This is a genomic window from Halospina denitrificans (assembly GCF_004364635.1).
GTDB lineage: Bacteria > Pseudomonadota > Gammaproteobacteria > Pseudomonadales > Oleiphilaceae > Halospina > Halospina denitrificans.
Window position 1 is genome coordinate 1 of sequence record NZ_SOAX01000005.1, and the last position, 25,499, is coordinate 25,499.

Annotated in this window: 21 protein-coding genes; 18 read left to right on the plus strand and 3 right to left on the minus strand. The window is 58.9% G+C overall.

Annotated features, from left to right (window positions below; genetic code table 11):
* Positions 1-268 precede the first annotated feature (268 nt).
* Both DES49_RS10840 and sbcB read left to right on the plus strand, forming a co-directional pair.
* Positions 269-1,147: a DUF6160 family protein gene (locus DES49_RS10840; protein WP_133736448.1), complete on the plus strand. Its 879-nt coding sequence runs from the start codon at positions 269-271 to the stop codon at positions 1,145-1,147.
* A 76-nt stretch (positions 1,148-1,223) separates the two neighbouring features.
* A complete protein-coding gene (gene sbcB, locus DES49_RS10845) occupies positions 1,224-2,666 on the plus strand; it encodes an exodeoxyribonuclease I (protein WP_133736449.1) in 1,443 nt (480 codons plus the stop codon).
* Between the two features lie 15 nt (positions 2,667-2,681).
* Here sbcB and DES49_RS10850 read toward each other — a convergent pair whose 3' ends face one another.
* Positions 2,682-5,516, minus strand: coding sequence for an insulinase family protein (locus tag DES49_RS10850; RefSeq protein WP_166646063.1), 2,835 nt, complete (start codon positions 5,514-5,516; stop codon positions 2,682-2,684).
* A gap of 25 nt (positions 5,517-5,541) precedes the next feature.
* On the minus strand, positions 5,542-5,835 hold the full coding sequence (locus tag DES49_RS10855; RefSeq protein WP_133736451.1) for a hypothetical protein: 294 nt from the start codon (positions 5,833-5,835) through the stop codon (positions 5,542-5,544).
* A 308-nt stretch (positions 5,836-6,143) separates the two neighbouring features.
* Between DES49_RS10855 and DES49_RS10860 the strand changes: the two genes are divergently transcribed.
* The 14 genes from DES49_RS10860 to ccmI all read left to right on the plus strand — a co-directional run bounded on the left by DES49_RS10860 (position 6,144) and on the right by ccmI (position 18,098).
* Complete coding sequence (locus DES49_RS10860; RefSeq protein ID WP_133736452.1) at positions 6,144-7,580, plus strand: sigma-54 dependent transcriptional regulator; 1,437 nt, start codon at positions 6,144-6,146, stop codon at positions 7,578-7,580.
* 304 nt (positions 7,581-7,884) lie between these two features.
* Positions 7,885-8,193 (plus strand): STAS domain-containing protein, encoded by a 309-nt coding sequence (locus DES49_RS10865; protein ID WP_133736453.1) that lies wholly within the window; start codon positions 7,885-7,887, stop codon positions 8,191-8,193.
* Entirely contained in the window at positions 8,183-9,952 is a 1,770-nt protein-coding gene (locus tag DES49_RS10870; RefSeq protein WP_243865028.1) for an ATP-binding SpoIIE family protein phosphatase, read from the plus strand. Before DES49_RS10865 ends, DES49_RS10870 begins: the two co-directional genes overlap by 11 nt.
* Positions 9,945-10,292, plus strand: a complete 348-nt coding sequence (locus tag DES49_RS10875) for an Hpt domain-containing protein (protein WP_133736454.1) — start codon at positions 9,945-9,947, stop codon at positions 10,290-10,292. The genes DES49_RS10870 and DES49_RS10875 overlap by 8 nt, the downstream gene beginning before the upstream one ends.
* Before the next feature lie 95 nt (positions 10,293-10,387).
* Entirely contained in the window at positions 10,388-11,197 is an 810-nt protein-coding gene (locus tag DES49_RS10880) for a MinD/ParA family protein (protein ID WP_133736455.1), read from the plus strand.
* A 97-nt stretch (positions 11,198-11,294) separates the two neighbouring features.
* Positions 11,295-11,933, plus strand: coding sequence for a cytochrome c biogenesis heme-transporting ATPase CcmA (ccmA, locus tag DES49_RS10885; protein ID WP_133736456.1), 639 nt, complete (start codon positions 11,295-11,297; stop codon positions 11,931-11,933).
* Positions 11,923-12,648 (plus strand): heme exporter protein CcmB, encoded by a 726-nt coding sequence (gene ccmB, locus DES49_RS10890; protein WP_243865029.1) that lies wholly within the window; start codon positions 11,923-11,925, stop codon positions 12,646-12,648. The genes ccmA and ccmB overlap by 11 nt, the downstream gene beginning before the upstream one ends.
* 20 nt (positions 12,649-12,668) lie before the next feature.
* Positions 12,669-13,406, plus strand: coding sequence for a heme ABC transporter permease (locus DES49_RS10895; RefSeq protein WP_133736458.1), 738 nt, complete (start codon positions 12,669-12,671; stop codon positions 13,404-13,406).
* A 48-nt stretch (positions 13,407-13,454) separates the two neighbouring features.
* A complete protein-coding gene (gene ccmD / locus DES49_RS15840) occupies positions 13,455-13,634 on the plus strand; it encodes a heme exporter protein CcmD (protein ID WP_424955234.1) in 180 nt (59 codons plus the stop codon).
* Positions 13,618-14,121: a cytochrome c maturation protein CcmE gene (ccmE, locus tag DES49_RS10905; RefSeq protein WP_133736460.1), complete on the plus strand. Its 504-nt coding sequence runs from the start codon at positions 13,618-13,620 to the stop codon at positions 14,119-14,121. Before ccmD ends, ccmE begins: the two co-directional genes overlap by 17 nt.
* A 42-nt stretch (positions 14,122-14,163) precedes the next feature.
* Positions 14,164-16,173: a heme lyase CcmF/NrfE family subunit gene (locus tag DES49_RS10910; RefSeq protein ID WP_133736461.1), complete on the plus strand. Its 2,010-nt coding sequence runs from the start codon at positions 14,164-14,166 to the stop codon at positions 16,171-16,173.
* Positions 16,170-16,703: a DsbE family thiol:disulfide interchange protein gene (locus DES49_RS10915; protein ID WP_133736462.1), complete on the plus strand. Its 534-nt coding sequence runs from the start codon at positions 16,170-16,172 to the stop codon at positions 16,701-16,703. The genes DES49_RS10910 and DES49_RS10915 overlap by 4 nt, the downstream gene beginning before the upstream one ends.
* The gene (locus tag DES49_RS10920) at positions 16,693-17,166 is read left to right on the plus strand and encodes a cytochrome c-type biogenesis protein (protein ID WP_166646065.1); all 474 of its coding nucleotides are present in this window, start codon (positions 16,693-16,695) and stop codon (positions 17,164-17,166) included. The genes DES49_RS10915 and DES49_RS10920 overlap by 11 nt, the downstream gene beginning before the upstream one ends.
* Positions 17,167-17,192: 26 nt before the next feature.
* A complete protein-coding gene (gene ccmI, locus DES49_RS10925) occupies positions 17,193-18,098 on the plus strand; it encodes a c-type cytochrome biogenesis protein CcmI (protein ID WP_133736464.1) in 906 nt (301 codons plus the stop codon).
* Here the strand turns inward: ccmI and DES49_RS10930 are convergent.
* Positions 18,095-19,825: a BatD family protein gene (locus DES49_RS10930; RefSeq protein ID WP_133736465.1), complete on the minus strand. Its 1,731-nt coding sequence runs from the start codon at positions 19,823-19,825 to the stop codon at positions 18,095-18,097. The two genes, ccmI and DES49_RS10930, sit on opposite strands and share 4 nt — an antisense overlap.
* Positions 19,826-20,057: 232 nt before the next feature.
* On the opposite strand from DES49_RS10930, the gene DES49_RS10935 reads away from it, so the two are divergent.
* Together DES49_RS10935 and DES49_RS10940 are read left to right on the plus strand one after the other, a co-directional pair.
* Complete coding sequence (locus DES49_RS10935) at positions 20,058-24,935, plus strand: NAD-glutamate dehydrogenase (protein WP_133736466.1); 4,878 nt, start codon at positions 20,058-20,060, stop codon at positions 24,933-24,935.
* Positions 24,936-25,009: 74 nt separating this feature from the next.
* Entirely contained in the window at positions 25,010-25,498 is a 489-nt protein-coding gene (locus DES49_RS10940; protein ID WP_133736467.1) for a DUF6586 family protein, read from the plus strand.
* The last annotated feature ends 1 nt before the right edge of the window (position 25,499 follow it).

Genomic DNA, 25,499 nt, shown 5'->3' on the forward strand with positions numbered 1-25,499 from the left:
AGAAGTGAAACCACTCAGCGCCGATGGTAGTGTGGGGTCTCCCATGCGAGAGTAGGTCATCGTCAGGCGCCTACACCCAAAGCCCCGCCCGGTAACCCCGGGCGGGGCTTTTTTATGCCTGCCACGTTGTGACATACCTCCCAGGTTTTAGGTTTATTACATTATCGCAATTCCCCAGTGGAACCTCATCACAGTACATAGCGCCGCCTATGAGTAATGTAGGTGGATGAGAGCAGTTCCTTCACTTTTCATTGCTGAGAGGCAATCGATGCACAACAGGGATAGCGTGATTGGTGCCATGCTCCTCGGGGGGCTGATGATGGTCTCAGGAGCGGTGCTCGCAGATATGGAACCCATGAGTGAGGAAGAAATGGGGTCCGTAACCGGGCAGGCTATGCTGGGACTGGACGTCAACCAGACGGCCGAGGCGGACTTCACGCGTTATACCGTTGGTACCCGCTCAGAACTCCAGATGAATATGGAGGAGATGGCGCTGGGCGAGGATGGCACGGGCAGTGATGTCGCGGTTGATCATCTTTCCCTCGGCCATATTGCACGCCAGCAGGGTGAGCAGTTCGACGGCAATACCTACGACGCAAACGAGATCGTGCCCTTTGTAGGCCTGGACCCCTATCTGGAGCTTGCGGAAAATGACGGTAATGTTGTGGGTTTCCGCATGGGCTTTACCGAATCCCGGGGAACACTTTCCGGTTCAATCCAGTCGCTTACAGGGAGGCTTGGTATTGAATTGGAAGATACCAACGACGGCACTGTTCAGGACGGAGAGCTGCTGCAGTCAGATGGAACCGCCAACAACCAGCGTGCCACGCATTTTGGCCTGGCGGACTCTGCGGACTGCTCGACCCAGACAGACTGCGCGCCCCTGAGTGCCATCCAGACCCTGGAAGTCGGCGAACGGGATGCTGACGGCAACGCCGCTTTCACCAATGATTTCTTTATTTCATTCCAGAATCAGGGCCTGGACTGGGAATCCCCCGGTGACGCCACCGGCACCGTCTCCACGGACTCGGGTGTCTTTATCAACATCCCCACGGCCATGCGCCTGGATCTGCAGTCGCTGCAGAATGACACCGTCGTGCCACGGGAGCGAACCGAATATATCGATCGCGGACAGGGCCTGTTCTGAAGCGGGGCGTTCAGCCATGCGCCCTCCCAGTGTTATGCTTACGCCGACTTGGTGACTCCACCCGGGAGGCAATCGCTTGAATTCCTTTTTCTGGCACGATTACGAGACTTTTGGGGCCGATCCCGTCCGGGATCGGCCCGCGCAGTTTGCGGGGATACGCACGGATGCCGATCTCAATATCATCGGCGACCCGCTCACGCTCTACTGCCGCCCCTCCGATGATTATGTGCCCGATCCTCAAGCCACCCTGGTAACCGGCATTACGCCCCAGGACTGCCTTAAGGAAGGTCTGCCCGAGGCGGAGTTCATCCAGAGGATCAATGAGGAATTCCTGGTTCCCGGCACCTGTGGCGTGGGTTATAACAGTCTGCGTTTTGATGATGAGGTGACCCGCCAGACGCTGTATCGCAACCTTCGCGACCCTTATGCGCGGGAATGGAAAAACGGCAATTCCCGTTGGGATATCATCGACATGGTCAGGCTGGCCTATGCCGTTCGCCCCGAAGGCATTGAGTGGCCACGCAAGGAGGACGGCACGCCATCATTCCGTCTCGAGGACCTTACTGCCGCCAACAACATCGAGCATGGTGATGCCCACGATGCCATGGCGGATGTTCGCGCAACCATCGCTTTGGCAAAACTCATAAGGGAAAAGCAGCCACGGCTCTACGAGTACGTCCTGAGTAACCGGAGCAAGGACGCCGTTTTTTCCATGCTTGATTCGGCCACCATGAAGCCCGTTCTCCACGTATCGGCGATGTACCCTCCCAGGCTGGGCTGCTGTGCATTGGTTGCACCGGTAGCGGTTCACCCCCGGAACCGTAACTCCGTGATCGTTTTTGACCTTCGGCAGGACCCGAGCTTCCTGGCGGAAGCGTCGCCGGAGCAGATACGGGACCGTTTATTCCGGCGTGGTGAGGACATGGAGGAAGGGGAAGAGCGCCCCGCCCTGAAGGAGGTGAGGGCCAATACCTGCCCTGTATTGGCGCCTGCGACCATGCTGAAAAGCCTGTCGGAACAACGATTGCAGGATTTTGACCTTGACCGGGACAGGCTCCAGAAGAATCTGCGGACGCTGCGGGAAATTAAGGGGTTGTCAGCGCGGCTGCAGTCAGTCTATGAGCCGTCGGATGCCCCTCAGGATCAGGATCCCGACGAATCCCTCTATACCGGCGGCTTCATCAGGCCTGCTGATCGCGAGCTTCTGGACCAGGCACTGAGTACGCCTGTGGAACTGTTGGGAGAGCTGGAGCTGCCTTTTGAGGATCCCCGGCTGCCTGAGTTGTTCTTTCGGTACCGGGCACGTAACTATCCGGAGACGTTGAATGCGGAAGAACAGGAGCAGTGGGTTGCATTCCGAAAGCAGCGGCTCCTGGAGCCGCCAAAAGGGTGGCAGAGCCTGCCTGATTTTTTCAGGAAGCTGGAGTCGCTCTTCGCATCGGGCGAGCTCACCCGGAAACAGGAGCTGTTGCTGCAGGATCTGAAATTCTACGGGGAATCACTGGTTCCTTACATGTGATTCCCCGCCTTGGTATCAGGGGGAGGGGAATTCGCCATCGAAGTTCAGGGGCTGCATCTTCTCCGCCGATTGCGGCACTTTGCTGTTGGCATTGATCAGGAGCTGCCTTGAGCTGTCCAGTACCTGCTGCCGGTAGATTTCCTGGAGACGCTCCTGATCCAGCTCCCTGATCGCGCTGATGAGTTTTTCTCGGGTATCAAAATCCAGGTTCTTCCGATCAATTTCCTGCCAATACCGATCCGCCACTTCACTCAGCTGTGTCGGGTCTTCCGCGATCCGGCTGATTACCGCCTCCTTCTGACGCTGGAACCGGTCGCTGGACATCGTGGCCAGCCGCTCCTTCTGGCTCTCCAGGAAGGATTGAACGGCTGCGTCAATCTCCTCGTGGGTGTTGTCCGGAGACTGCACGATGAAGGCCAGCGCCGGCACATCGAGAATCGGGTAAGCCATGGCCTGAACGATATAGCCCATCTGCTGGTTGGTGCGGACGGCTTCGTAGAAGGGTGATGAGAGAACCTGTGCCATAATCCGATAGGCTGCCATTGTTTCGGTTGTCTTGTCCGACCCTTGAATATAACGCAGGTAACCCTGATCGGAATGCTGAACGGCGGTCCTGATGGCCTGGGAGCCTGAATCCAGGCGCTTGAGGCGGCTTCTCGGAACCTGGGTCTCATCCGTATCCGCCATGATCAGGCTGGTGGTCCGCGTCCGCAGGTTCAGCGCCGCGGCTCGTGTCATGTTTCCCTGAACCAGCATAACCGGGTCGAGGCTCTCATAGAAGCTCTCGACGTGGCTCTTGAGGTCCTCCAGTTCGAGGTTGCGTGCCGCCTCCAATCGCTCCCGATGGGAGTGCACATCCGCCATCAGGTTTTCCTGGAGTCGGCTGCTTGCAATCTCGTGGGGGCGTCGCTGCGCGGCGTTACCCAGTTCATCCTGAAGATCCCGCAGGCGTGTCTGGAAGGCATCCCTCTCGAGGGTGGGTTGGCGCAGGCGTATCAGGATTTCGTGCAGCAGTTGCGGGAGCTTGTCGCTATACCCGCTCACTTTTACGGTGATGCCGCGCAGATGGTTGTAGATGCTGTAATCGAGATCCGCGAGCCGGGCCGGGTAGGCCAGGGCATTGAGCTCGTCCTTGACGAGTTCTGTCAGTAGTTGCGTGAGAACGACGTTGCGCGGTGAGCCGTTGGCGGCCGGTGAGCGCAGGTTCAGGTAGACGTTGGCGCGAGGAGCGCCGAACTGGGTGTCCCGGGCGTACCAGAGTGTTAACGGGCCATCCCCAAGGCGGCTTGGTGCCTCCATGTTCTTGCCGGAAACGAGTGAGAGATCCTCTGGCACGAATGGGTTTTTCTCGGGCAGGGCGAGTTTTTCTGCCAGTTCGGTAACAGCCCCGTCGCCATTGATGGAGTTCTGGTCAATGTCAGTGATTCGGTAAGGCGTATCGTAGTACTGGGTCCTGTCCCAGCCTTCGGTATCCTCGAACGGCGCGAGCAGTGATACAAGCACACGGTCCGCGCTCAGGTGCTCCAGAAGTTCCCTGTACACGGCGGGTTCAAAGGTTTCGTAGAGCCAGGGCGCCACCACCACATCCGCCGGATCGACCCGGTGGAGGCGGCTCGCCAGGGTGCTGACTTCATGGATGGGTTTATTCCGCTCACGGAACCGGAGATTCAGGTCGTTCAGCTGCTGCTGTTCCTCGAAATAGGATTGTTTGATGCCCTTTTCCTCGATCATCGACAGGTAACGGAAGCTCAGGCTGACGATATCCTTCCAGCGTTCCCGCCCCTTGGGTGTTACCGACATGCTGATGTTCATCAGGGCCTGGTCACCGGTGTCCAGGCTCTGGCCCGCGGAGAGTGTATCGATAAGCCCGGCCTCCTTGAGGACGGCATGCAGGCTGCCCGGGCCCTCGTGACCGATAAGGTGCGCCAGATATCCCATGGGCTTGTTGCGGTAGTCCGCCTCCGTGGACGGAATGGGGAATGTCAGCTGCAGATTGCGTTTGTCGCGCAATGCCTTGACCCGCAACAGCCTTGGTTGCTTGTCTGACTCGAGAAACGGGGTGGTATATTGCGGCGCGTCATGGCCGCGGTTTGCTACCGGGCTGAAGCGGCCCACCACCATTTCCTGAAGCTCGTCCAGGGATTGCGGCCCGAGTACGACCAGCTCCATCAGGTTCGCGGAGTAATGTTCTTCATAGAACTGTACGGTTTCGTCGCGCAGTTCGTTGTTCTCGTTGGATAGTGTTTCCAGGTTGCCCACAGTGAAACGCGACAGCGGGTGCTCCTGCGGGAAGGTGCGGCGCAGTGCCGACCAGAAGCGTCGATTGTCGCTGCGAAGGTGCGCCGAATATTCGGAATGAACCGCGTTGCGCTCGCGATCGATCAGCTCCTCGGCGAAGGTTGGAACCCGGAACTGCTCCGAGAAACGATCCAGTGCCGGCTCCAGGAATTCCGGCTCGACGTTGAAAAAGTAGTTCGTATCAAGGCCACTGGTGTAGGCGTTGTGCCCCCCCCCATGACTGTTGATGAACTGGTGGTACTCGCCCGGGTCCGGATAGGTTTCGGTGCCCAGGAAGAGCATGTGTTCCGTAAAGTGAGCCAGGCCCGCCCGGCTGTCGGGGTCGGCGCCCGCGCCCACGTGCACATCAAGAGCGGCAGCGGCCTTGTCGGCCCTTGGGTCGGAAACCAGGAGGGCGCCCATGCCGTTACTGAGTTCAAGGTAGCGATAGCTGGCCTCGTCATTGGGCCCCGTGGTGGGCACGACTTCATTGCGTATGTCGTCGGCCGTGGCCGTTGTTACCAGAGCGGCGGTTATGATCAGGCTCTGGATCAGTCCCGTAATCTTGGTCATTGTGTTGAGCTCTCCGGTGTGGCTCTCAGTGCAGAGGGTCATCCTGCTCGCGTGGCTCGTCGTAGGCAAGCGCAGCCCGGGCAAGGTGTATCATCTGGCTCGAGGAAAGTTCGCCTTCGGCGATCCGCTCCAGAATCCGTTCCAGGTCACGGATCTGTTCCTGGTAGTCCTTCATATGGCTCTGGAACGCGTGGTCGATGGCCTGGTAGACGCTGTGGATCTGTTCGGCCCGGTCCTGGGAATCCGTGGCTGCGTTATTGATCGCCCTGAGGCATGCCCGCGCGATGGCAATGTAGTGATCGTTCTGTTCTTCTGACATGATTCTCGACTGATGCAGTCCGGTAATGGTTGGGTTTATCGTGCTCCACTGCATTGACAATAAAGGGGTGGCGCCCGATTTTCAAAGACAACTACGGTTATATCGTGGAACAGCGCTCAGAGAGACCAGCAGAACACAGAAGGCTGCCAATGCCTACCTGAATAATCGATGATCGATGTTGTGGGCGGAGTGATTTGAAGCGTCATAAAATCGACTTCGGTGGGTGGCATTAGAGTCTTAAATGCCTGACAATCAGATGAAAAATACATCGTAAAACGAACCATGCCCCGGCCGAGGCGAATTGTCCGATGACTGAGACAACCTCCGTTTTCGTCATTGTTGACGACGAGCAACGTCGTCATGACCTCCAGACCATCCTTGAATTCATTGGGGAAACGGTGATTGTCGCGGATCCGGGTTACTGGGTGGAGCCGCTTCAGAACAATGAGGAAATTGGCCTTGTCATCGTTGACGGAGACAGCGAACAAGCCGTGGATCACCTGAATGAACTGGTGGAACAGCAGAAGGGCGTGCCCTTCTTCCAGCTCGGCGACACGCCCCTGGAAGGGCTTAGTGAGGATGCCGAGTCGCGCATCATCGCGCGCATTGAGTGGCCGCCCAACTACACGAAATTCGTGGACTCACTCTACCGGGCGCAGGTCTACCGGGATCAGTACGCGGACTCCCTGCAGCGTGGTCAGCAACGGGAGGTGCAGCTTTTCAGGAGCCTGGTGGGAACCAGCCGCCGTGTCCACCATGTGCGCCAACTGATGTCGCAGGTGGCGGACAAGGAGGTGAGCGTTCTCATTACCGGTGAACCCGGTACCGGCAAGGAAGTAGTTGCCCGCAACCTGCATTATTACTCACCACGCCGGGACAAGCCTTTCGTGCCGGTCAACTGTGGCGCTATCCCAGGGGAGGTGCTGGAAAGCGAGCTTTTCGGTCATGAAAAGGGTGCCTTCAGCGGTGCCATCAGCTCACGGGCAGGGCGGTTTGAGCTGGCCGAGGGGGGCACGCTCTTTCTCGATGAGATCGGGGATATGTCGCTCAGCATGCAGCTCCGGATCCTGCGTGTCCTCAAGGAGCAGACCTACGAGCGTGTCGGCGGCAACAGGACGCTTCATGCTGACGTTCGGATCATCGCGGCGACGCATAAAAGCCTGGAAGACATGATTGAGAACGGCGAATTCCGTGAGGACCTGTATTACCGGCTGAATGTCTTCCCGATCGAGATGCCGTCACTGCGTGAGCGGGTCGAGGATATTCCCCTGTTGATCAATGAACTGATCTCCCGGATGGAAGTGGAGAAACGGGGCTCGATCCGACTCAATTCGGCGGCCATCATGAGTCTCTGCCGGCACGACTGGCCGGGCAATGTCCGTGAGCTTGCCAATCTGGTTGAGCGTCTTGCGATCCTGCATCCCTACGGGGTCATCGGTGTCCACGAGTTGCCCAGGAAGTTCCGCTATGTGGACGACATTGATGAAACCCGTGAGGTGGAAGACTCGGGCCTGCCGTCTGGCATCGGGGGTATGGCAGGCCTGGATGCTCCGGCCCTGCTGCCGATGAACGGCCTTGATCTCAGGGACTATCTTTCCAGTCTTGAGAAGACCCTGATCGAACAGGCGCTGAATGAGTCCGATGGGGTGGTTGCCCGTGCTGCTGAAAAGCTGCGCATCCGGCGGACGACGCTGGTGGAGAAGGTTCGCAAGTATGGGCTCCGCGGGGAAGCAACTGATTCATGACCCCAGCCTATTGCGCAACAGCAGCAACAGGTGGATCATCACGGGGAACGGAATGGCACACGCTCGCGACAAGTTGGCGCCAGGCCAGGGAAAGGTGGGGAGGCATGGCGTCCTGCATCTGGAACTGCCGCGCGCGGTGGGGAAGGCGGGCGTAGGGGGCGGAAGGCAGTTGATGAGACGGCCAATCAACGTTTTGCCCGGACCATGCGACGACAATTACACGGAGTCCGAGTGGCGTGACAAACAGGTCTCGTAGTCTATCCTCAGATTTGGAAGCGCCGACGCGGTCACGACAGGGGGAATAATGTCGATTACCACAGAACAATCAGATGATGGCAGCACACTGACAATCCATATTCAGGGCCGTTTTGATTTCAGTTCCCATCAGGCGTTCCGTCATTCCTATGAAGGCGCGGATTCCAGCATAACGCGTTACGTTATCGATATGAGTGAAACAACCTATCTGGACAGCTCGGCACTGGGAATGCTGCTGCTGTTGCGGGACTATGCCGGCGGTGAGAAGTCAGATGTCCGGATCGTGAACTGCAACGGTGATGTTCGCCGCATACTGACCATCTCCAATTTCGAACAGCTCTTCCAGATTGACGACTGATGCTGCGTTCGGCAATGGTCCTCTCCGGATCCTGATTGCCGAGGATAACCATAGCGACCGGATGATCCTCCATGCCATCCTGACCCGCCAGGGGCATGAGGTCGTCATGGCCACTGATGGCATGGAAGCGGTTGAGGCATTCCACCGGGAAGCCCCCCAGATGGTGCTTCTGGATGCCATGATGCCGAGAATGGATGGTCTGGAGGCGGCGCGCGAGATTAAGGCCGCAGCCGGTGAGCAGCTTGTTCCCATCATCTTTCTCACCTCCCTGAGCGACCCGGAATCCCTGGCCTCCTGCCTGGAGGTCGGTGGTGATGACTTCCTCTCCAAGCCCTACAACCGGGTTATTCTCCGCGCCAAGATCAATGCCTTCCGACGCATGCGCGAACTCCACCAGAGTCTGCAGAACGAGCGGGATCGCACGCATCAGCGCAACGAGCAGATGCTGCATGAGCAGGAGATGGCACGCCGGGTTTTTGACAATATTGCTCACCGCGGCTGTCTGGGGGCCGAAAATATCCGTTATGAAGCATCTCCCATGTCCATCTTCAATGGGGACGTTCTTTTTGCGTCACCCAAGCCCTCCGGTGGGGTTCACCTGTTCGTGGGTGACTTCACGGGGCATGGACTGCCGGCAGCGATCGGCGCGGTTCCCCTGGCGGAAATCTTCTACGGCATGACCGCCAAGGGCTTCGCCATCAGCGATATATTGCGGGAAATGAACCGTAAGATGCAGGCCATTCTGCCCACGGGCGTGTTCTGTTGCGCCGCCATGGTGGACCTTAACCTGAAATCCGGACACGCCGAGGTGTGGAATGGCGGACTGCCGAGCGGCTACCTGTTGCGTCATGATGGCAGCAGGGATGAACTGCGTTCCCGCCACCTGCCGTTGGGCATCCTGCCCGCGGACCGCTTCTCGGCGGCCTGTGAGCGCCACGCCATGGAGGTGGGAGAACACCTTCTGCTGTGCTCAGATGGGGTGATGGAGAGCGTGAACCGCGAAGGTGAGATGTTTGGTGAGGACCGCATCCTTGAGGTGCTCGCCGGGGGCGGCACGCCTTCCGATGTGTTTGAACGCCTGCGCGGAGCCGTGCGTTCCTTCGCGGAGGGGGTTGGCAGTGAGGACGATATCACCATCCTCGATGTGGCAATGGCTGAGGAATCACTGCTTGAGGCGGTGGAGCCGGAAGTATTGCCGGATACCGGCGCGGGGCCGCTGGACTGGGAGATGACCTATGAACTGCGCAATGAAACCCTGGCTCGGTTCAATCCCGTTCCACTGCTGCTCCACATCTGTATGGATGTTCCCGGGCTGAGGCTGTTCAGCGGCGAACTCTACACCATCATTACTGAGCTGTTTAACAATGCTCTTGAGCACGGCGTTCTGCGGTTGCCGTCATCGCTCAAGGATTCCCCGGCAGGGTTTTCCCGCTATTACAGTGAGCGTGAGCGCCTCCTTGGTGAGATCAGGCATGGTGCTGTTTCCATCCGGCTCGAGCACAGGCCGGATCCGCAACGCCGGGGTGGTCGACTCCTGATCAGGGTGGAGGACAGCGGCGACGGCTTCTCCGGGGAAGCACTCTCCCAATCCCTTGCCCATAACGGGCTTTCGGGGCGTGGCCTCGCGCTTGTACGGCAACTCTGCAATAACGTACGCTTATGCGGAAAGGGCAACTGTATTGAGGCGGAATTTGTGTGGCATGCCGGGCGCGGTGAATCGCGCTCCGGGGTGTCCGAGGAGGGAAACAGCCATGAGTGATCAACAGCACCTGGATCATGAGGCCCTTACGGAACTGCGTGATGTCATGGAGGATGAATTCAATATCCTGATCAATACTTTCCTCCAGGATGCGGATGAGCGTCTCCGGCAGCTTTCTGAAGCGGCCCGGGCGGAGGACGCCGACAGCTTTCGCAAGGTGGCCCATAGCTTCAAGGGCAGCTGTATCAATATAGGCGCGCCCATTCTCGCGGAGTGCTGCTTTGCCGCCGAGCAGGCCGGGAGGGAGGATAATCTTTCACAGAGTGGGCAGCAGGTTGCCGCGATTGAAGAAGAGCTGGCAACCGTCAGCGAGCAACTGCGGCGCTATGTGCGCGAGTGAGCCCCACCTGTTAATTCCGGCCTCCAAACTGCTTATCAGGTCCTGAGCCCTCAGTCCCTGCAGTTCACATAACAGGAAGGGAGAGCCGTTTCCGAATGAATATCCCGGTACAGGTGATTGCGGTCACCGGCGGCAAGGGCGGTGCTGGCAGGAGTAATGTGTCGGTCAATCTCGGCATCGCACTGTCCCAGATGGGGCGCCGGGTCGTGCTTATGGACGCGGACCTCGGGCTTGCCAATATTGATGTGCTTCTCGGGATCAACGCCGGCCTCAATATCTCCGATGTCCTCGCGGGGGAGTGCTCCCTGCGGGATATCCTCGTGGATGGGCCTGCAGGGATCAGGATTGTTCCCGCCGCCTCCGGCGTTCAGCGCATGACCAACCTCTCCCAGATGGAGTACGCCGGACTCATTTCCGGCTTCAGTGAACTTGGCGACGAAGTGGACGTACTGATTGTGGACACCGCCGCGGGCATATCCGAATCCGTGGTGACGTTTCTGCGCGCGTCCCAGGAGTTGTTGCTGGTGGTCAATGATGAACCTACTTCCATCACCGATGCCTACGCGCTGATCAAGCTCATGAATCGTGACTATGACACTCATCGGTTCCGGGTTCTTGCCAACATGGTCACGAGTGAACACGAGGGCAAAGCACTATATGACAAGCTGTACCGGGTGACTGAGCGGTTTCTGGATGTTGCGCTACACTATGTGGGCAGTATCCCGCTTGATGATGCCGTCAGGAAGGCGGTAAAACGGCAGAAAGCCGTCCTCGAGCTGTATCCGGGCTCCAGGGCCTCCAATGCGTTCCGCGAGCTGGCCAGAAAGGTCAATCAGTGGCCGCTGCCCTCGACGCCCAGGGGCCACCTGGAATTCTTCGTTGAACGGCTTCTGGGCCCCCGATGAAAAAACACGAATGAACAGCAAATCCTGCCTGTTTTCTATATAATAGTCGCCCGCCGGATCGAGGCCAAACCGGAATCCACTCCCAGCCGGGGAAAGAATGAGCACCACCTTACTGGAAGCCAGGCAGCTGTATTGTGAGCGGGACGACCGCGTGCTGTTCAGCGGCCTTGACCTCAGCGTCGGTTCGGGCGATATCGTCCGCATAGCCGGACCCAACGGTGCTGGCAAGACAACACTGCTGCGGGTTCTGGCGGGGCTCAACCTCTCTTTTGAAGGCGGTTTGAGCTGGTACGGGTACCCCCTGCACCAACAGCGTGATTGGTACCAGGCGAACATGCTGTTCCTCGGCCACAGGGCTGGCATTACGGCCTCCCTGACGCCCCTGGAGAATCTGCGCTGCTGGGTTGATATGCGGCGCCCCCATCGGGAGGAATTACTGTGGGAAGCCCTGGCGGATGTCGGACTTGAAGGCTATGAGGATATACCGTCGGCGCACCTGTCTGCCGGGCAGCAACGTCGTGTGGCCCTGGCGCGGCTCTATCTTTCCACCGAGCCTGTTTGGCTTCTGGACGAGGCGTTCACCGCTATCGATCAGGGAGCCGTAAAGGTGCTTGAAAGTCTTATCAGCAGCCGGGCTGCCCAGGGCGGTGCCGTGGTACTGAGCACGCATCACCGGTTACAGCTTGATGAATGCCGCGTCCTGGAGCTCGGGGGGAGCCTTGGCTTTGCAACCTGAATCACGGACCCCGGTCACACTGAGAGAGTCGGGCGACGGGCTGATAAGGGCCGGTGTGACAACGTTCCGCCGGGAGCTGCTGATCGCCTTTCGGGAGAAACAGGATGTCATCAATCCACTGGTTTTCTTCGTGCTGATTGTGTCGCTTTTCCCGCTTGGCATCAGCCCAGAGACTGAGTTTCTCCGTGATGCGGGAGCGGGTATCATCTGGGTGGCGGCCCTATTGGCCATCCTCTTGTCGCTGAACATGCTTTTCCGCAATGACTATGCGGACGGTTATCTGGAACAATGGGTGCTGTCGCCGCAGCCGCTGGCAATGATGGCGCTGGTGAGAGTGTCGGCGGTCTGGGTCGCGTCGGTTGTTCCGTTGCTGCTGCTTGTGCCGCTGCTTGGGTTGATGCTTCATCTTCCTGCCGAGCGCATTGGCGTTCTGACGCTGACACTGCTGATGGGCTCCCCTGTGCTGCTGCTGATCGGGGCCATTGGCGCGGCGCTGACAGTCAGTGTGCGCAACAGTGGCATGCTTCTGGCGTTGCTGATGACCCCCTTCTATGTCCCGGTGCTGATTTTCGGGACCGGCGCCGTAACCGCGTTTGGACAGGGGGCCTCCATTACCGGCCATCTTGCAATACTGGGCGCAATGCTGGCTCTTGCCATAGTATTGGCTCCATTAGCGATTGCCGCGGGGCTACGTATGAGCGTGGCAAATGGCTGAACCAACAGGACCTGCATAACATGTGGCAGTGGTTTCACAAACTGGGCTCTCCCAAATGGTTTTTCGGCATTGCGGGTCGACTGATCCCCTGGCTTGGGTTCGGTGCCCTGATACTGCTCGGGGTGGGCATTGTCTGGGGGCTCCTGTTTGCGCCCGCGGACTATCAGCAGGGTGACAGTTACCGGATCATCTTCATTCACGTGCCCTCCGCCTATCTGGGGCAGTCCCTCTATGTGGCCATGGCCGTTGCTGGCGCGGTTGGACTGATCTGGCGCATGAAGATGGCGGATACCTTTATTGCCGCAACAGCGCCGGTTGGTGCCGCCCTGACGTTCGTGGCACTGTTCACCGGTGCCGTCTGGGGTAAACCCACCTGGGGCACCTGGTGGGTCTGGGATGCGCGCCTGACGTCCATGCTCCTGCTGTTCTTTCTCTACCTTGGGGTTATGGCGTTGCGCCGTGCCCTTGAGGATCCGGAAAACCGGGCTAGGGCCAGTGCCATACTGACCCTGGTCGGTGTGGTGAATATCCCGATCATCAAGTTCTCGGTTGAATGGTGGAATACCCTGCACCAACCGGCGTCGATCAAGATGACGGAGGCGCCCGCCATGCCCGCCTCGATGTGGGTACCTCTTTTGATCTGTGCCATCGGCTTTCACCTGCTTGCCGGTTGGCTCATCCTGATGCGGATGCGTAATGAAATACTCTACAGGGAGCGCCGGGCCCGCTGGGTCCGGGACTGGCTCCTGTCACAATGAATGGGTGATGCGTTAATGCAGTTCGATTCGTTACAGTCGCTGATCGCGATGAATGGATACGGTGCCTATGTGTGGTCCTCGTATCTGGTATTTCTTGTTGTCATAGCCGCACTGGTTCTGGGTACGCGACTGCAGTATCGGCGGATAGTGCTGGATCAGCAGCGGTTGGTCCGAATTGAATCCCGTAAGGCAAGTGAGAGGAAACCACAGAATGAATCCGGTTCGTAAGCGTCGACTGACGATTATTGTTGTACTGCTCGCCGGATTCTCGGTGGCCGTGGCCCTGGTGTTGGTGGCCCTGCAGGAGAACATGAACCTGTTCTACAGTCCTGCCGAGATTGCAGCGGGGAAAGCGCCTGTTGACCAACGGATTCGAGCGGGCGGACTGGTTGAGCAGGACAGTGTAGAACGCGATTCAGACTCGCTGCGGGTGCACTTCCGGATCACGGATAATGACGGGCGCGTACGGGTACAGTACGACGGCATTCTTCCGGATCTGTTCCGTGAAGGGCAGGGTGTGGTCGCTTTGGGTAAACTCAACCAGAATGGGGTGCTTGTCGCGGACCAGGTCCTTGCCAAACACGACGAGGAATACATGCCGCCCGAGGTGGAGCAGGCGCTCAAGGATGCCGGCCGTCTCAAGGAAGGAAGCGGGGGCGGCTATTACCCGAAAGGTGAAGGGGAATCGCCAGAGCAACAGGGTGATGGTGCCTGAGCACCATTCCGTCCAGTCACCGTCTAACCAACAGGCAACACGATGATCCCGGAACTTGGAAATTTTGCGCTGATACTGGCTCTGCTGCTGGCAATTGCGTTGACCGTTATCCCCATGGTGGGATCAACGATCCGCCATCCCGGACTGATGGGTTTTGACCGACCACTGGCGGCAGGCGTTTTTGTGCTGCTTGCGCTCAGTTTTGGCTGTCTGACCTACGCCTTCATGACCGATGACTTCTCGGTCGCCTATGTCGCGAACAACAGCAACAGCATGCTGCCCTGGTACTATAAGTTCAGCGCCGTCTGGGGCGGCCATGAGGGGTCCATGCTGCTCTGGGTGCTCATTCTCGGGGGCTGGACCCTGGCGGTAGCGACTTTCAGCCGGAATCTACCCGATGAAATGCGGGCACGCGTTCTGTCCATCATGGGGTTGGTTGGCGTCGGTTTCATGCTGTTCACGCTGGTTACTTCGAACCCCTTCGACCGCACTCTTCCGAATGTGCCCCAGGACGGGGCCGACCTGAATCCGTTGCTGCAGGATTTCGGGCTGATCGTCCATCCTCCGATGCTGTACATGGGCTATGTGGGCTTTTCGGTGGTTTTCGCATTTGCCATTGCCTCACTGATCGGGGGGCGTCTGGATGCCGTCTGGGCGCGCTGGTCCCGGCCCTGGACCACGGTGGCCTGGGCTTTCCTGACCCTGGGCATCGCTCTGGGGAGCTGGTGGGCCTACTACGAGCTCGGCTGGGGCGGCTGGTGGTTCTGGGACCCGGTGGAGAACGCCTCGTTTATGCCCTGGCTTGTCGGCACGGCACTGATCCACTCTCTGGCAGTGACTGAAAAACGCGGTGTATTCAAGAGCTGGACGGTATTGCTGGCCATCCTCACCTTCTCGTTGAGTATCCTCGGTACCTTCCTGGTCCGCTCCGGCGTGCTTACCTCCGTGCATGCCTTTGCCACGGACCCGGAACGGGGCTTTTTCATACTGGTGATGCTCGCGATCACCGTTCTCGGCTCACTGACTCTCTACGCCATCCGCGCGCCCGCGGTTCGCGGTCGTACGGGCTTTACCCTGCTGTCCCGGGAAGCACTGCTGCTGCTGAACAATGTCTTTCTGGTCGTGGCCACACTGGTGGTCCTGTTGGGTACCATCTTCCCCCTGATTCTTGATTACATGGATAAGGGCACGATTTCGGTGGGCGAGCCCTACTTCAATATCACCTTTGTGCCCCTGGCGCTTGGACTGGGGCTGGTTCTGGGTGTGGGGGTTGTTACCCGCTGGAAGCGCACCCCTGCTGACCTGGTCATCCGTAAGCTGACAGTGCCTGCTGCACTGAGTGTGCTGGTGGCGCTGGTGGTGCCTCCGCTCACTGTCGGGGGCACCCACATCCTGACCGTTATTGGCATTGCAGTCTCATGCTGGGTTGCCTTCGCGACTCTCTATGATATGTGGCAGAGCAGCGCCAGCCGTCACGGACGTCTGTACGGGGTGAAACGTTTCTCGCGCAGCTATTACGGGATGGTTCTGGGGCACGTGGGACTGGCAATAACTATGGCCGGGGCAACCATGGTGTCGATGCATGGTGTTGAGCAGGACCGCCGTATGTCACCGGGCGATCGTGTGGAGGTTGCAGGCTTTGAGTGGCACTTCGCGGATCTGGGTGAGCGCGAAGGGGCGAATTTCACGGCCGAACGGGCACGGTTTGATGTCTATCGGGACGGTGAGCTTGTTGCCACGGTCTTCCCCGAAAAGCGCCATTATCCGGTGCGTATGAATGTAATGACCAACGCGGGTATAAGCGCCGGGTTCTTCCGCGATCTCTTCGTGGCACTCGGGGAGTCCGTCGAAGGCGAGGTTGCATGGAGTGTGCGCATCCAATACAAGCCACTGGTGCGCTGGCTCTGGCTCGGTGCACTGATGATGGCGGCTGGCGGTGCCTTCGCGGTCAGTGATAAACGCTACCGCGTGCGTCAGCGGCGGACTGTCACCGCCGATGAGAAGTCGCGTTCGGCGGGCACGGCGAGTTCGGCAGGGGAGGCGACAGCATGAATCGTCTGTGGCTCTTTCTACCGCTGGCACTGGCCATCACTCTGGGGATGGTTCTCTATTTTGGTCTCGGGCAGGATCCCAGCAAGCTGGATTCCGCACTGGTCGGCGAGTCCGTGCCGGATTTCCAGTTACCCTTGTTGCAAACACCGGAACAGCAGGTGGGCTCCGAGGTGTTCAGCGGCAAAGTCCAGCTTCTTAATGTCTGGGGAACCTGGTGTGCGGCCTGCCGCGTGGAGCATGCCCAGCTCAACAAGCTCGCCGAGCAGGGTGTGCCCATTGTGGGTTTGAATTACAAGGATGAACGCCCGGCTGCCCTGGAATGGCTTGAGCAACGCGGTAATCCCTACTCAACCGTGATCTATGACCCGGAAGGCAGCCTCGGGTTTGATCTGGGGGTTTACGGGGCTCCGGAGACCTACCTGATCGACACCGAGGGTGTTGTCCGACACCGTCACGTCGGGGTAGTCGATCAGGAAGTCTGGGAGTCCGACTTCAAACCGCTCTATGAGGAGTACCGCGATGACTCCTGAATGGCGCCGATTGCTCATCCTGTTGGTGGTGCTCATCACCGTTTTCCCGCTCAACGGGCAGGCCCGTGAAGAGCGCATGGACGATCCCGAGCTGCAGCAGCGTTTCAGCGATCTGGCGGATGAGCTGCGCTGCCCCAAGTGCCAGAACGAAACCATTGCGGAATCGGGAGCGCCGATCTCCAGTGATATGCGGGAGCGGGTCCGGCAGCTTTTGCGGGAAGGGTACACCGATGAGGAGATCCTGGAAGCCATGGTGGCGCGTTTCGGCGATTTCGTTCGTTACCGCCCTGAGTTCGAGCCACGGACCTGGATTCTCTGGCTGGGCCCCTTTGTTGCTATCGCGGTTGGTATTGGAGTGGTGGTCATGATCACGCTTCGTACCCGGCGTCGCACAAAGGATGAGTCTCCCGTGTTATCCGATGAGGAACGTCAGCGTGCCGAGCAGTGGCTACGCGACGACTGAACTGATTCAATTTGAGTGAGTAATCCATGCCCACGACCTTCTGGTTATCGCTGGCACTTCTGGTTGTGCTGGCACTGGTGTTTGTTCTCCAGCCTGTTGTTTTCCACCGACATCGCACGCCCGTTGCCAATCGGAGGATGCAGAATCTGAATACCTACCGCTCCCGGCTCAAGGAGCTGGAACAGGAGCGGGACGAGGGAATGCTCGATGAGTCCGCGTTTGAGACCCTGCGGGACGAGCTCGAGCTGAGCATGCTCCAGGACGTGGGGCCGGAGGAAGCCCGCGATCCGGAGCCCCGCAGGGAGGGGAGGCGCCTTCTGGCTGTAATGACCGTGTTGCTCTGCCTCCTGATTCCGTTGGGCGCGTTCTACCTGTACGGGGAATTCGGATCGCGGCAGGCGCTTGCTGAATTCCGAAGCATGCAGGAGATGCGCAGTGGCGAGGTTACTCAGCAGGATATCGAGGGGATGGTTGAGGGGCTGCGCCAGCGTCTCGATAATGACCCCAACAACCCGCAGGGCTGGTCCATGCTCGCGCGCAGCTATATGCAGCTTGAACGCCACGAGGCGGCGGCCGAGGCCTATAAAGGATTGGCCAGGGCCCTGGAGGAGACGGGTGAGGGAGAGCCGGCCTCAGCCTGGGGGTTGCGGGCACAGGCCCTTTTCGTTGCCAATCAGGGGCAGGTGACCAGCGGGGTCGAGGCGGCTATTGAGCAGGCGCGGAAGCGCAACCCGGATGAGATCAATGCCCTCAGCATAATGGGAATAAAGGCATTCCGGGCGGGAGATTTCCGCCAGGCCGTGGAGCACTGGGAACGGATCCTGGAAGTGGCTCCCGACCATCCCCAGGCGGACAGCATCCGCCAGGGAGTTGCGGCTGCTTACTCAGAGCTGGGTGAGCCCGTCCCGTCCGGCGTGCTGTCGGACGATTAAGCGCCGGAAAGGGGCTTTCCTGCTACCCGGCGCAGAGCGCTGACGAGGTCATCACCGTGCCATGGTGCCCGTTCGTTCGGGTTTGCGAAGAGGTGACGCTCAAGGGCCTGAATCTCCCGGGTGAGTCTCGGGTCGTTGATATAGGCGGTTACGTCTCCAACAGTTTTGAGCGCCGGTTTTCCAAAGTGGGCGCTGGCCCATTGTGGAAGCAGTGTAAGGGTGTCTGCCTCTCCATTCTGGGCCCGTTCACACAGTACCTGGAACCGTTCCCGGTTGGCTTTTTCGTCCGTGGAAAGACCATTCACCTGATCCCGATGCATGGGTCTCCGGTTGCGCCACCAGGCAAGCCCTGTCAGCAACCAACCGCTGGCCAGAACCACGGCAAGCCAGAACCACAAGGGGGGGAGTGCCGCACCCGGCGGGCGTGATAGGCTGAGATCGGTCAGTGGAGGATCCTGACCCGAGTCCGCCTCAGAGTCGGATACACCCGAGCCGGCGGCGGGTTCCACCGTTACCTCGCTTGCCTCGATAATGGCAACGCGTTCCTCATCGCTTTCAACGTCCCACCATGGAATCCGTACTGCCGGAATTCTGGCACTGCCCGGTTGAATAGGCACAAGAGCGGACTGTTTCCGGATACGGGCCTCGATGCTGTCGTCGGTCAGTCTGGATTCGGATTCCCAGGGTTCCGGGTATTCGCGCAGGCTGTCCGGATAATCGATATCTATCCGGGGCAGCGCCTCTGGCGCGACGCCCAACGCCCGCACATGAATGGTCCTCGTGACGCTGTCACCGGCACGCAGGGATTCGGGGGCATCGGACCATTCGTCCGTGAGTGCCAGGTCTCTGGCCGGCAGCCAGACATCACCACTGAACGAAGCGGGGGGAGGTTTGATGCGAAGCTCGCTGGGCGGTGCCGAAGTATGTACGAACTCTACATTACCCTCATCGTTACGCTTGCGCGCCTGGAAGGTCTGCTCCGGGACGACAAGGGTTCCGGGGGACTGGGGAACCAATGCAAAGCGGCGTTCAACGACCTGCCACTCACGACCGTTGCGTTCTGCCCTGAATTCGCGTTGTTTGTCGATGGGCTTCACCAGGGCGTCGGGAATCTCCGGCGCCGAAAGTTCGCCGCCTATCAGTGGCGGATCGTAAAAGACCCGCTGGGTGAGAAGAACCTGCTGCTGGACATAAACCTCTTCATCGCTGAGCTCCACTTCAAGGTGGGCTCTAGGGGCGTGGTCATCGGGCGGCGCCACCCCCGGGATTACCTCGATTTCGAGGGGGTTGCTCTCCAGGTCCTGGAATGTCAGTGGGGGGATGGTCAGGGTTCCGGACTCCAGCGGTGCCAGGAAGAACGTCCAGGTCACGGTCCCCTTGTTCTCGCCATTGGTGGTCTTGATGGACATATGCTGGTTGCGATCCAGGATATGGAATGACTGTTCAAGGGGGGATGTGTCCGGATGTGGAATCTCCATTTCACGGGGGTTGAAGATCGACCACAGGTTGAAATCAAGCTGGGTCTCGGCCTGGAGCTCAAGCTTGAAGGCTTCATTGGCATAGAGCCGGTCACGGTCCACTGAGGCCCTCAACTCGTCGGCCTGCAGCAGGGAGGGCGTGACCAGCGCCGCGCAGAAACCTATCCACCCGAGTACCCGACGCACCCCAAACATCGTCTTCCGGTCTTTTAACTGCGGTGTTTCCCATTGCGTGGTATCGGTGATCATGTGGCCATCCTCGCTCAGCTTGGCCCAGTGCTCAAGTCGGATAGGTTGCGTTTTGGCCCCGAATCCGAGGACTATGACCGGATTGTAATGCGTATGGATAAGTGTTTCCCGCAGCTTCGTAACACTGCAGTATGAAGTATCTTGACTATGCTGAGCTTAGCACTAGTCGAATTGGCGCGAGGCGCTGGCGGGAGCCCGTTCCGGGCTTGCGCAGGGTTACAGGATGGCAACCATGAATGCAGTCACCGTTACCAGTATGCAGGAATTCCAGGAGCGCATGGACGAGGCAATCCTTGAACGCATGGATAGGGATCAGGCGCAGCGCGTCAGTGATTTCGCCCGCCGATACCTGGAACACATGCCGTTTGATGAACTGGTATCGCAACGCTTCCTCGATACCTATGGCGCCGTGCTCTCGGCCTGGGAATTCATCCAGAAAGGCCCGGGCGACGGCGCCCGCATCTGGGTCTTCAATCCGGATCTGGAAGAGGACGGCTGGGAATCAAGCCACACGGTACTGTTCGTCCTCCATCCAAACATACCCTTCCTGATTGACTCCATGCGCATGGAAGTGAATGCCGAGGAACTCAATATTCATACCATTCACTATACGATCCTGAACCCGGAGCGTGATGATGGTGGGAATCTCCTGAACCTGAAGGAGGCGGTCAAGAAACCCCTGGAGCCCGGGGAAGAGGCGTTGATTGTGATGGAGGTGGATCGCCACTCTGGGGAAAAGGGGTTGGCCCACCTGCAGATGGAGATTGAGGAAGTCCTCCAGGAGGTTCGCACCGCCGTTTCCGACTTCCCCCAGATGCGGGAAAAGGCAATCGCCATTCTCGACGAGCTTGATGCCCCTCCCGCGGGCCTGGATGGAACGGATGTTGAGGAGGCCCGGGCGTTTCTGAGGTGGCTCGTGGATGACCGGTTCACCTTCCTGGGCTATGACGAATATGACTTTGTGAAGGAAGCCCGCTACACCGAGATCTGCCAGCGTGAAGGTTCTGAGCTGGGAATCCTGCGTTCCTACAATGAACGTCCGGAGCGGGTGCGGATGAAGGATATGCCGAAACAGACCCGTGAGGCCATGACCAGCCGGGAAAGCCTGTTCATTTTCGGTAAGTCGGCCCAGCGCTCGCGGATTCACCGGCCCGCCTACCCGGACTACATCGCCATCAAGAAGTTTGACAAAAAGGGGCGTGTGGTTGGCGAACGCCGTTTTCTGGGCCTGTACACCTCACGGGTCTATCACGAGCGGCCCGATGAGATTCCACTCCTGCGCCGTAAGGTCGAATATGTACTCGCCCAGTCGGGATATCCCCGTGAGGACTACGCCGGTAAAGAGCTGGATCAGATTCTGACGGTGTATCCGCGCGACCAGCTTTTCCAGATTGGGGGCGATGAACTCCTGGAGGTCGCAAAGGCGATTCTCTACATCCAGGAGCGGCGCAAGATACGGCTCTTCATGAGGGAAGATGTCTACGGCCAGTTCGTCACCTGTATTGTATTTGTTCCGCGCGAGCTCTACGCCACCCAGCTGCGGGTGCGCATGCAGAATGAGATTACTGCGGCTCTGGATGCCGAGGGCATCGATTTCACCACCTATTTCTCGGAGTCCGTGCTTGCACGGACCCAGTTCACGGTGCGGGTCCGGCCTCAGGAGAACCGGACACTTCCGGTACAGGAACTTCAGGACAAGCTGGTGGAGCTGGCGCGCTCCTGGCAGGACACGCTGCTGGAGGCGCTGGTTGAACATCACGGCGAAGAGGTCGGTACCCGGTTGGCAGCGACTTATGAAAACGCCTTCCCAGCTGGCTACCGGGACATGTTCACGGCAAGGCGCGCTGCGATTGACGTGGACTACCTCAACCAGATCCGCGAAAGCGGTGAAATGGCAATGAGTTTCTACCGCGAGCCGGAGGAAAAGTCGGATACCCTCCACTTCAAGCTGTTCCATCCCAGTGAACAGCTGCCCCTCTCCGACGTTATTCCGGTGTTTGAGAATATTGGGTTCCGGGTGATCGGTGAGCATCCCTTTGAGATCCTGGATCGGGATGGGGACCGTAACTGGATCCATGATTTTGCCCTGCAGTCCCGCTCCGGGGCTGCCATTGATGTCCACCGGATCCGAGCCATTTTCGAACCCTTATTCACCCGGGTCTGGTACGGCGAGGCGGAGAACGATACCTTTAACCGGCTTGCGTTGGCCTGCTACATGGACTGGCGCCGGATTGCGCTGTTGCGTTCCTACGCGCGGTATATGCAGCAGATCCGGATCAGCAACAGCCAGAACTTCATTGCAGGCACCCTGATCAACCACACGGAACTGGCCGAACTGCTGCTGCAGTTCTTCGAAGTTCGCTTCAACCCCGAGCGGTTCCAGAGCAGACACCAGTGTGAGGCAGCCCAACAGAAACTCGAGGTGGAGTTCAACTCGGCTCTGGATAACGTCCCGAACCTGAGTGAGGACAGGGTGCTGCGCCTGTTCCTGGAACTGATGCAGGCGAGCACGCGGACCAACTTTTATCAGCCGGGTGCCGACGGCGCTTTCAGGTCCTGCGTCAGTTTCAAGCTGGACCCGTCGCGTCTTCCCGATCTGCCCCGGCCAAGGCCAGCCTATGAGATTTTTGTCTACTCCCCGGAAGTTGAAGGGGTGCACCTGCGTGGCGGCAAGGTAGCCCGGGGTGGCCTGCGTTGGTCGGACCGCTTTGAGGATTACCGCACGGAGATCCTGGGTCTGGTCAAGGCACAGCAGGTGAAGAACGCGGTGATTGTGCCGGTGGGGGCCAAGGGCGGATTTGTCGCCAAACAACTACCGAGCCAGGGTGGTCGCGATGCCATCCAGGAGGCGGGTAAGGCAGCATACAGCACCTTTATCCGGGCACTTCTCGACCTTACCGACAATTTCATTGATGGGAAGGTGATTCCGGCCCCCGATATGATCCGTCATGACGACGACGACTATTACCTGGTGGTGGCGGCGGATAAGGGCACAGCCACTTTTTCCGATATTGCCAATGGCATTTCCCGGGAGTATGGCTTCTGGCTGGAGGACGCATTCGCCTCCGGAGGCAGTTACGGGTATGACCACAAGAAGATGGGCATCACCGCCAAGGGGGGCTGGGTCTCCGTTGAGCGACATTTCCGGGAACTGGGACTGAACACCGCCGAGGATGACTTTACCGTGGTGGGAATCGGCGACATGGCCGGTGACGTGTTTGGGAATGGGATGCTGTTATCGGAGCATATTCGCCTGGTGGCGGCGTTCAACCATATGCACATCTTCATTGACCCCAATCCCGATGCGGCCGCGAGCTACCGGGAGCGTGAACGGCTTTTCCTCAAGGCGGGCTCCTCCTGGGAGGATTACGATACAAGTCTGATTTCCGAAGGCGGCGGCATCTTCAGCCGGGCCTCGAAATCCATACCCATCAGTTCCCGGATGAAAAAGCTTCTGGGGACGAAGTCCGATCATATGCCCCCCAACATGCTTATCGTTCACCTGTTGAAGATGCGCAGCGACCTGTTGTGGATTGGTGGCATCGGGACCTTTGTGAAGAGCCGTCACGAGACGCATAGTGACGTCGGGGACAAGGCCAATGACGGCCTTCGCGTGGACGGTCGTGAACTGGGATGCCGTGTTGTGGGCGAAGGCGGTAACCTGGGGATGTCCCAGCTGGGTCGGATCGAGTTTGCCTTGAACGGCGGGCATTGTAATACCGACTTTATTGATAACTCCGGTGGTGTTGACTGCTCGGACCGCGAAGTGAACATCAAGATCCTGCTGAATCGGCTGGTCGCTCAGGGCGATCTGACCTTCAAGCAGCGCAATGAGATGCTCGGTGAGATGACCGAGGATGTGTCCCGGCTGGTGCTCCAGAGTAACTACCGCCAGACCCAGGCGATCTCCATTGCAAACACGGAAGGTGCGGTGCGGCTAGAGGAGTACCGCCGCCTGATGATCCGCTATGAGAACCGGGGTCTTCTGGACCGCTCCCTTGAGTTTCTGCCCGACGACGAGGCCCTTACGGAACGTCAGCTTGCGGGCCAGGGGTTGACGCGCCCTGAGTTGTCGGTACTCATTGCTGTCGTAAAGGGAGACCTGAAGCAGACGCTTGCCGGGAGCTTTGTACCTGACGAGCCGGGCATTCGGGATCTGATTTACCACGTGTTCCCCCCGTTGCTGGTCGAGCGCTTTGGTGACGAACTCCAGAACCACCAGTTGCGCCGCGAACTGATTGCCACCCGGGTTGCCAATGATCTGGTCAACCACATGGGCATGACCTTTGTAGAGCGCCTGCAGCAGTCAACCGGAGCCTCAGTACCGTCGATTGCCCAGGCCTACGTGATTGCCAAGACCGTTTTCCGTCTGGATGAGTGGTGGCAGAAGGTGGAATCTCTCGACTACGTGGTGGAGAGTGGCCTTCAGATTCGCATCCAGAGCGAGCTGATGCGCCTTGTGCGCCGGGCAACGCGCTGGTTGCTGCGTAATCGCCGCAGTGAGATGAACATCCAGGCGCATATCGGGCGCTTCCAGGGCAGTGTTGATGCCATGACAGCCGACCTGTCGTCCTACATCGGTGACAAGGCCGTGACTGAGTGGAACAAGGCGTTCAATGAATTCTCCCGCAAGGGCGTTCCCGATGATGTCGCCGGTGTTGTTGCGGGCACCCCCTATCTGCTCTCGGCGCTTGGCATTATCGAGGCGCAGGAGGAAACCGGGCTGCCGCTGCAGGAGGTAGCCAACCTGTACTTTGCCGTCGGGGATGCTCTGGCACTGGACTGGTTCGCACGGGCCGTTTCCGCACTCACCCCCAAGAGTCACTGGGAGGCACTGGCGCGCGAAAGCTTCCGCGAGGATCTGACCTGGCAGCAGCGCGCTCTGACCATTGGGATTCTGCGTTCCCGAAAGCAGGGTCAGGGGCTGGAGGCATCACTGAGTGCGTGGATGGAGGAGCATGCCGGACTGATCGAGCGCTGGCACGCGCTTCTGGGTGAGTTGCGCAGTCATCCGCATCCGGAATACCCCATGTTCTCGGTGGCACTCAGGGAACTTCTGGATCTTGCGCAGAGTACGTTTCACATCGGCTTTGAGGGCGGCACTGGTTGAGCCAGGGGAGTCAGTTCCGCCAAATCATGGTAGAATAGGAATACATGCTCTGGCTCAATCAGGGAGCACTTACAATGCTCGACGCCGGCTGGTGTTCATTGCTGCGGGAAAAGCTGACCATGGCAGGGCAGGTTCTTGGACTGGCTGAGGAAAGCTGGCGCCAGAATACGGCAACCGCCAATGAGGGGCTGGTGCAGGGCGCGGTGGCGCTCCTGGGCGAGGCCCGTCCGGTGCTGCTCAAGTTGATCGCCGATACCAGTCAGATTGATGACTTTCAGGGCGATACCCTGGCTGCGCTACAGGAGCGGGTTGGCGACCAGCCCGGTGAGGTTCGTATCCTGGAAGGGATCGCGCAGCAACCAGACAGCTGGTGGTGTCATCTGGAGGCCCTGCTCTCCCTTCAGCAAAAGCCTGGAAGACCTGATTCAAATCCCCGAGCCGAAGGGCTTATTGCCGTTGCCAGCGAAGCAGGACCGGATCGATCGGTTGCGGCCATCAAGTCACTGATTGGTGAATTCAGAGCTTATTTCGAGGCGTTCACGGAACGTCATGATCAATGGTAAA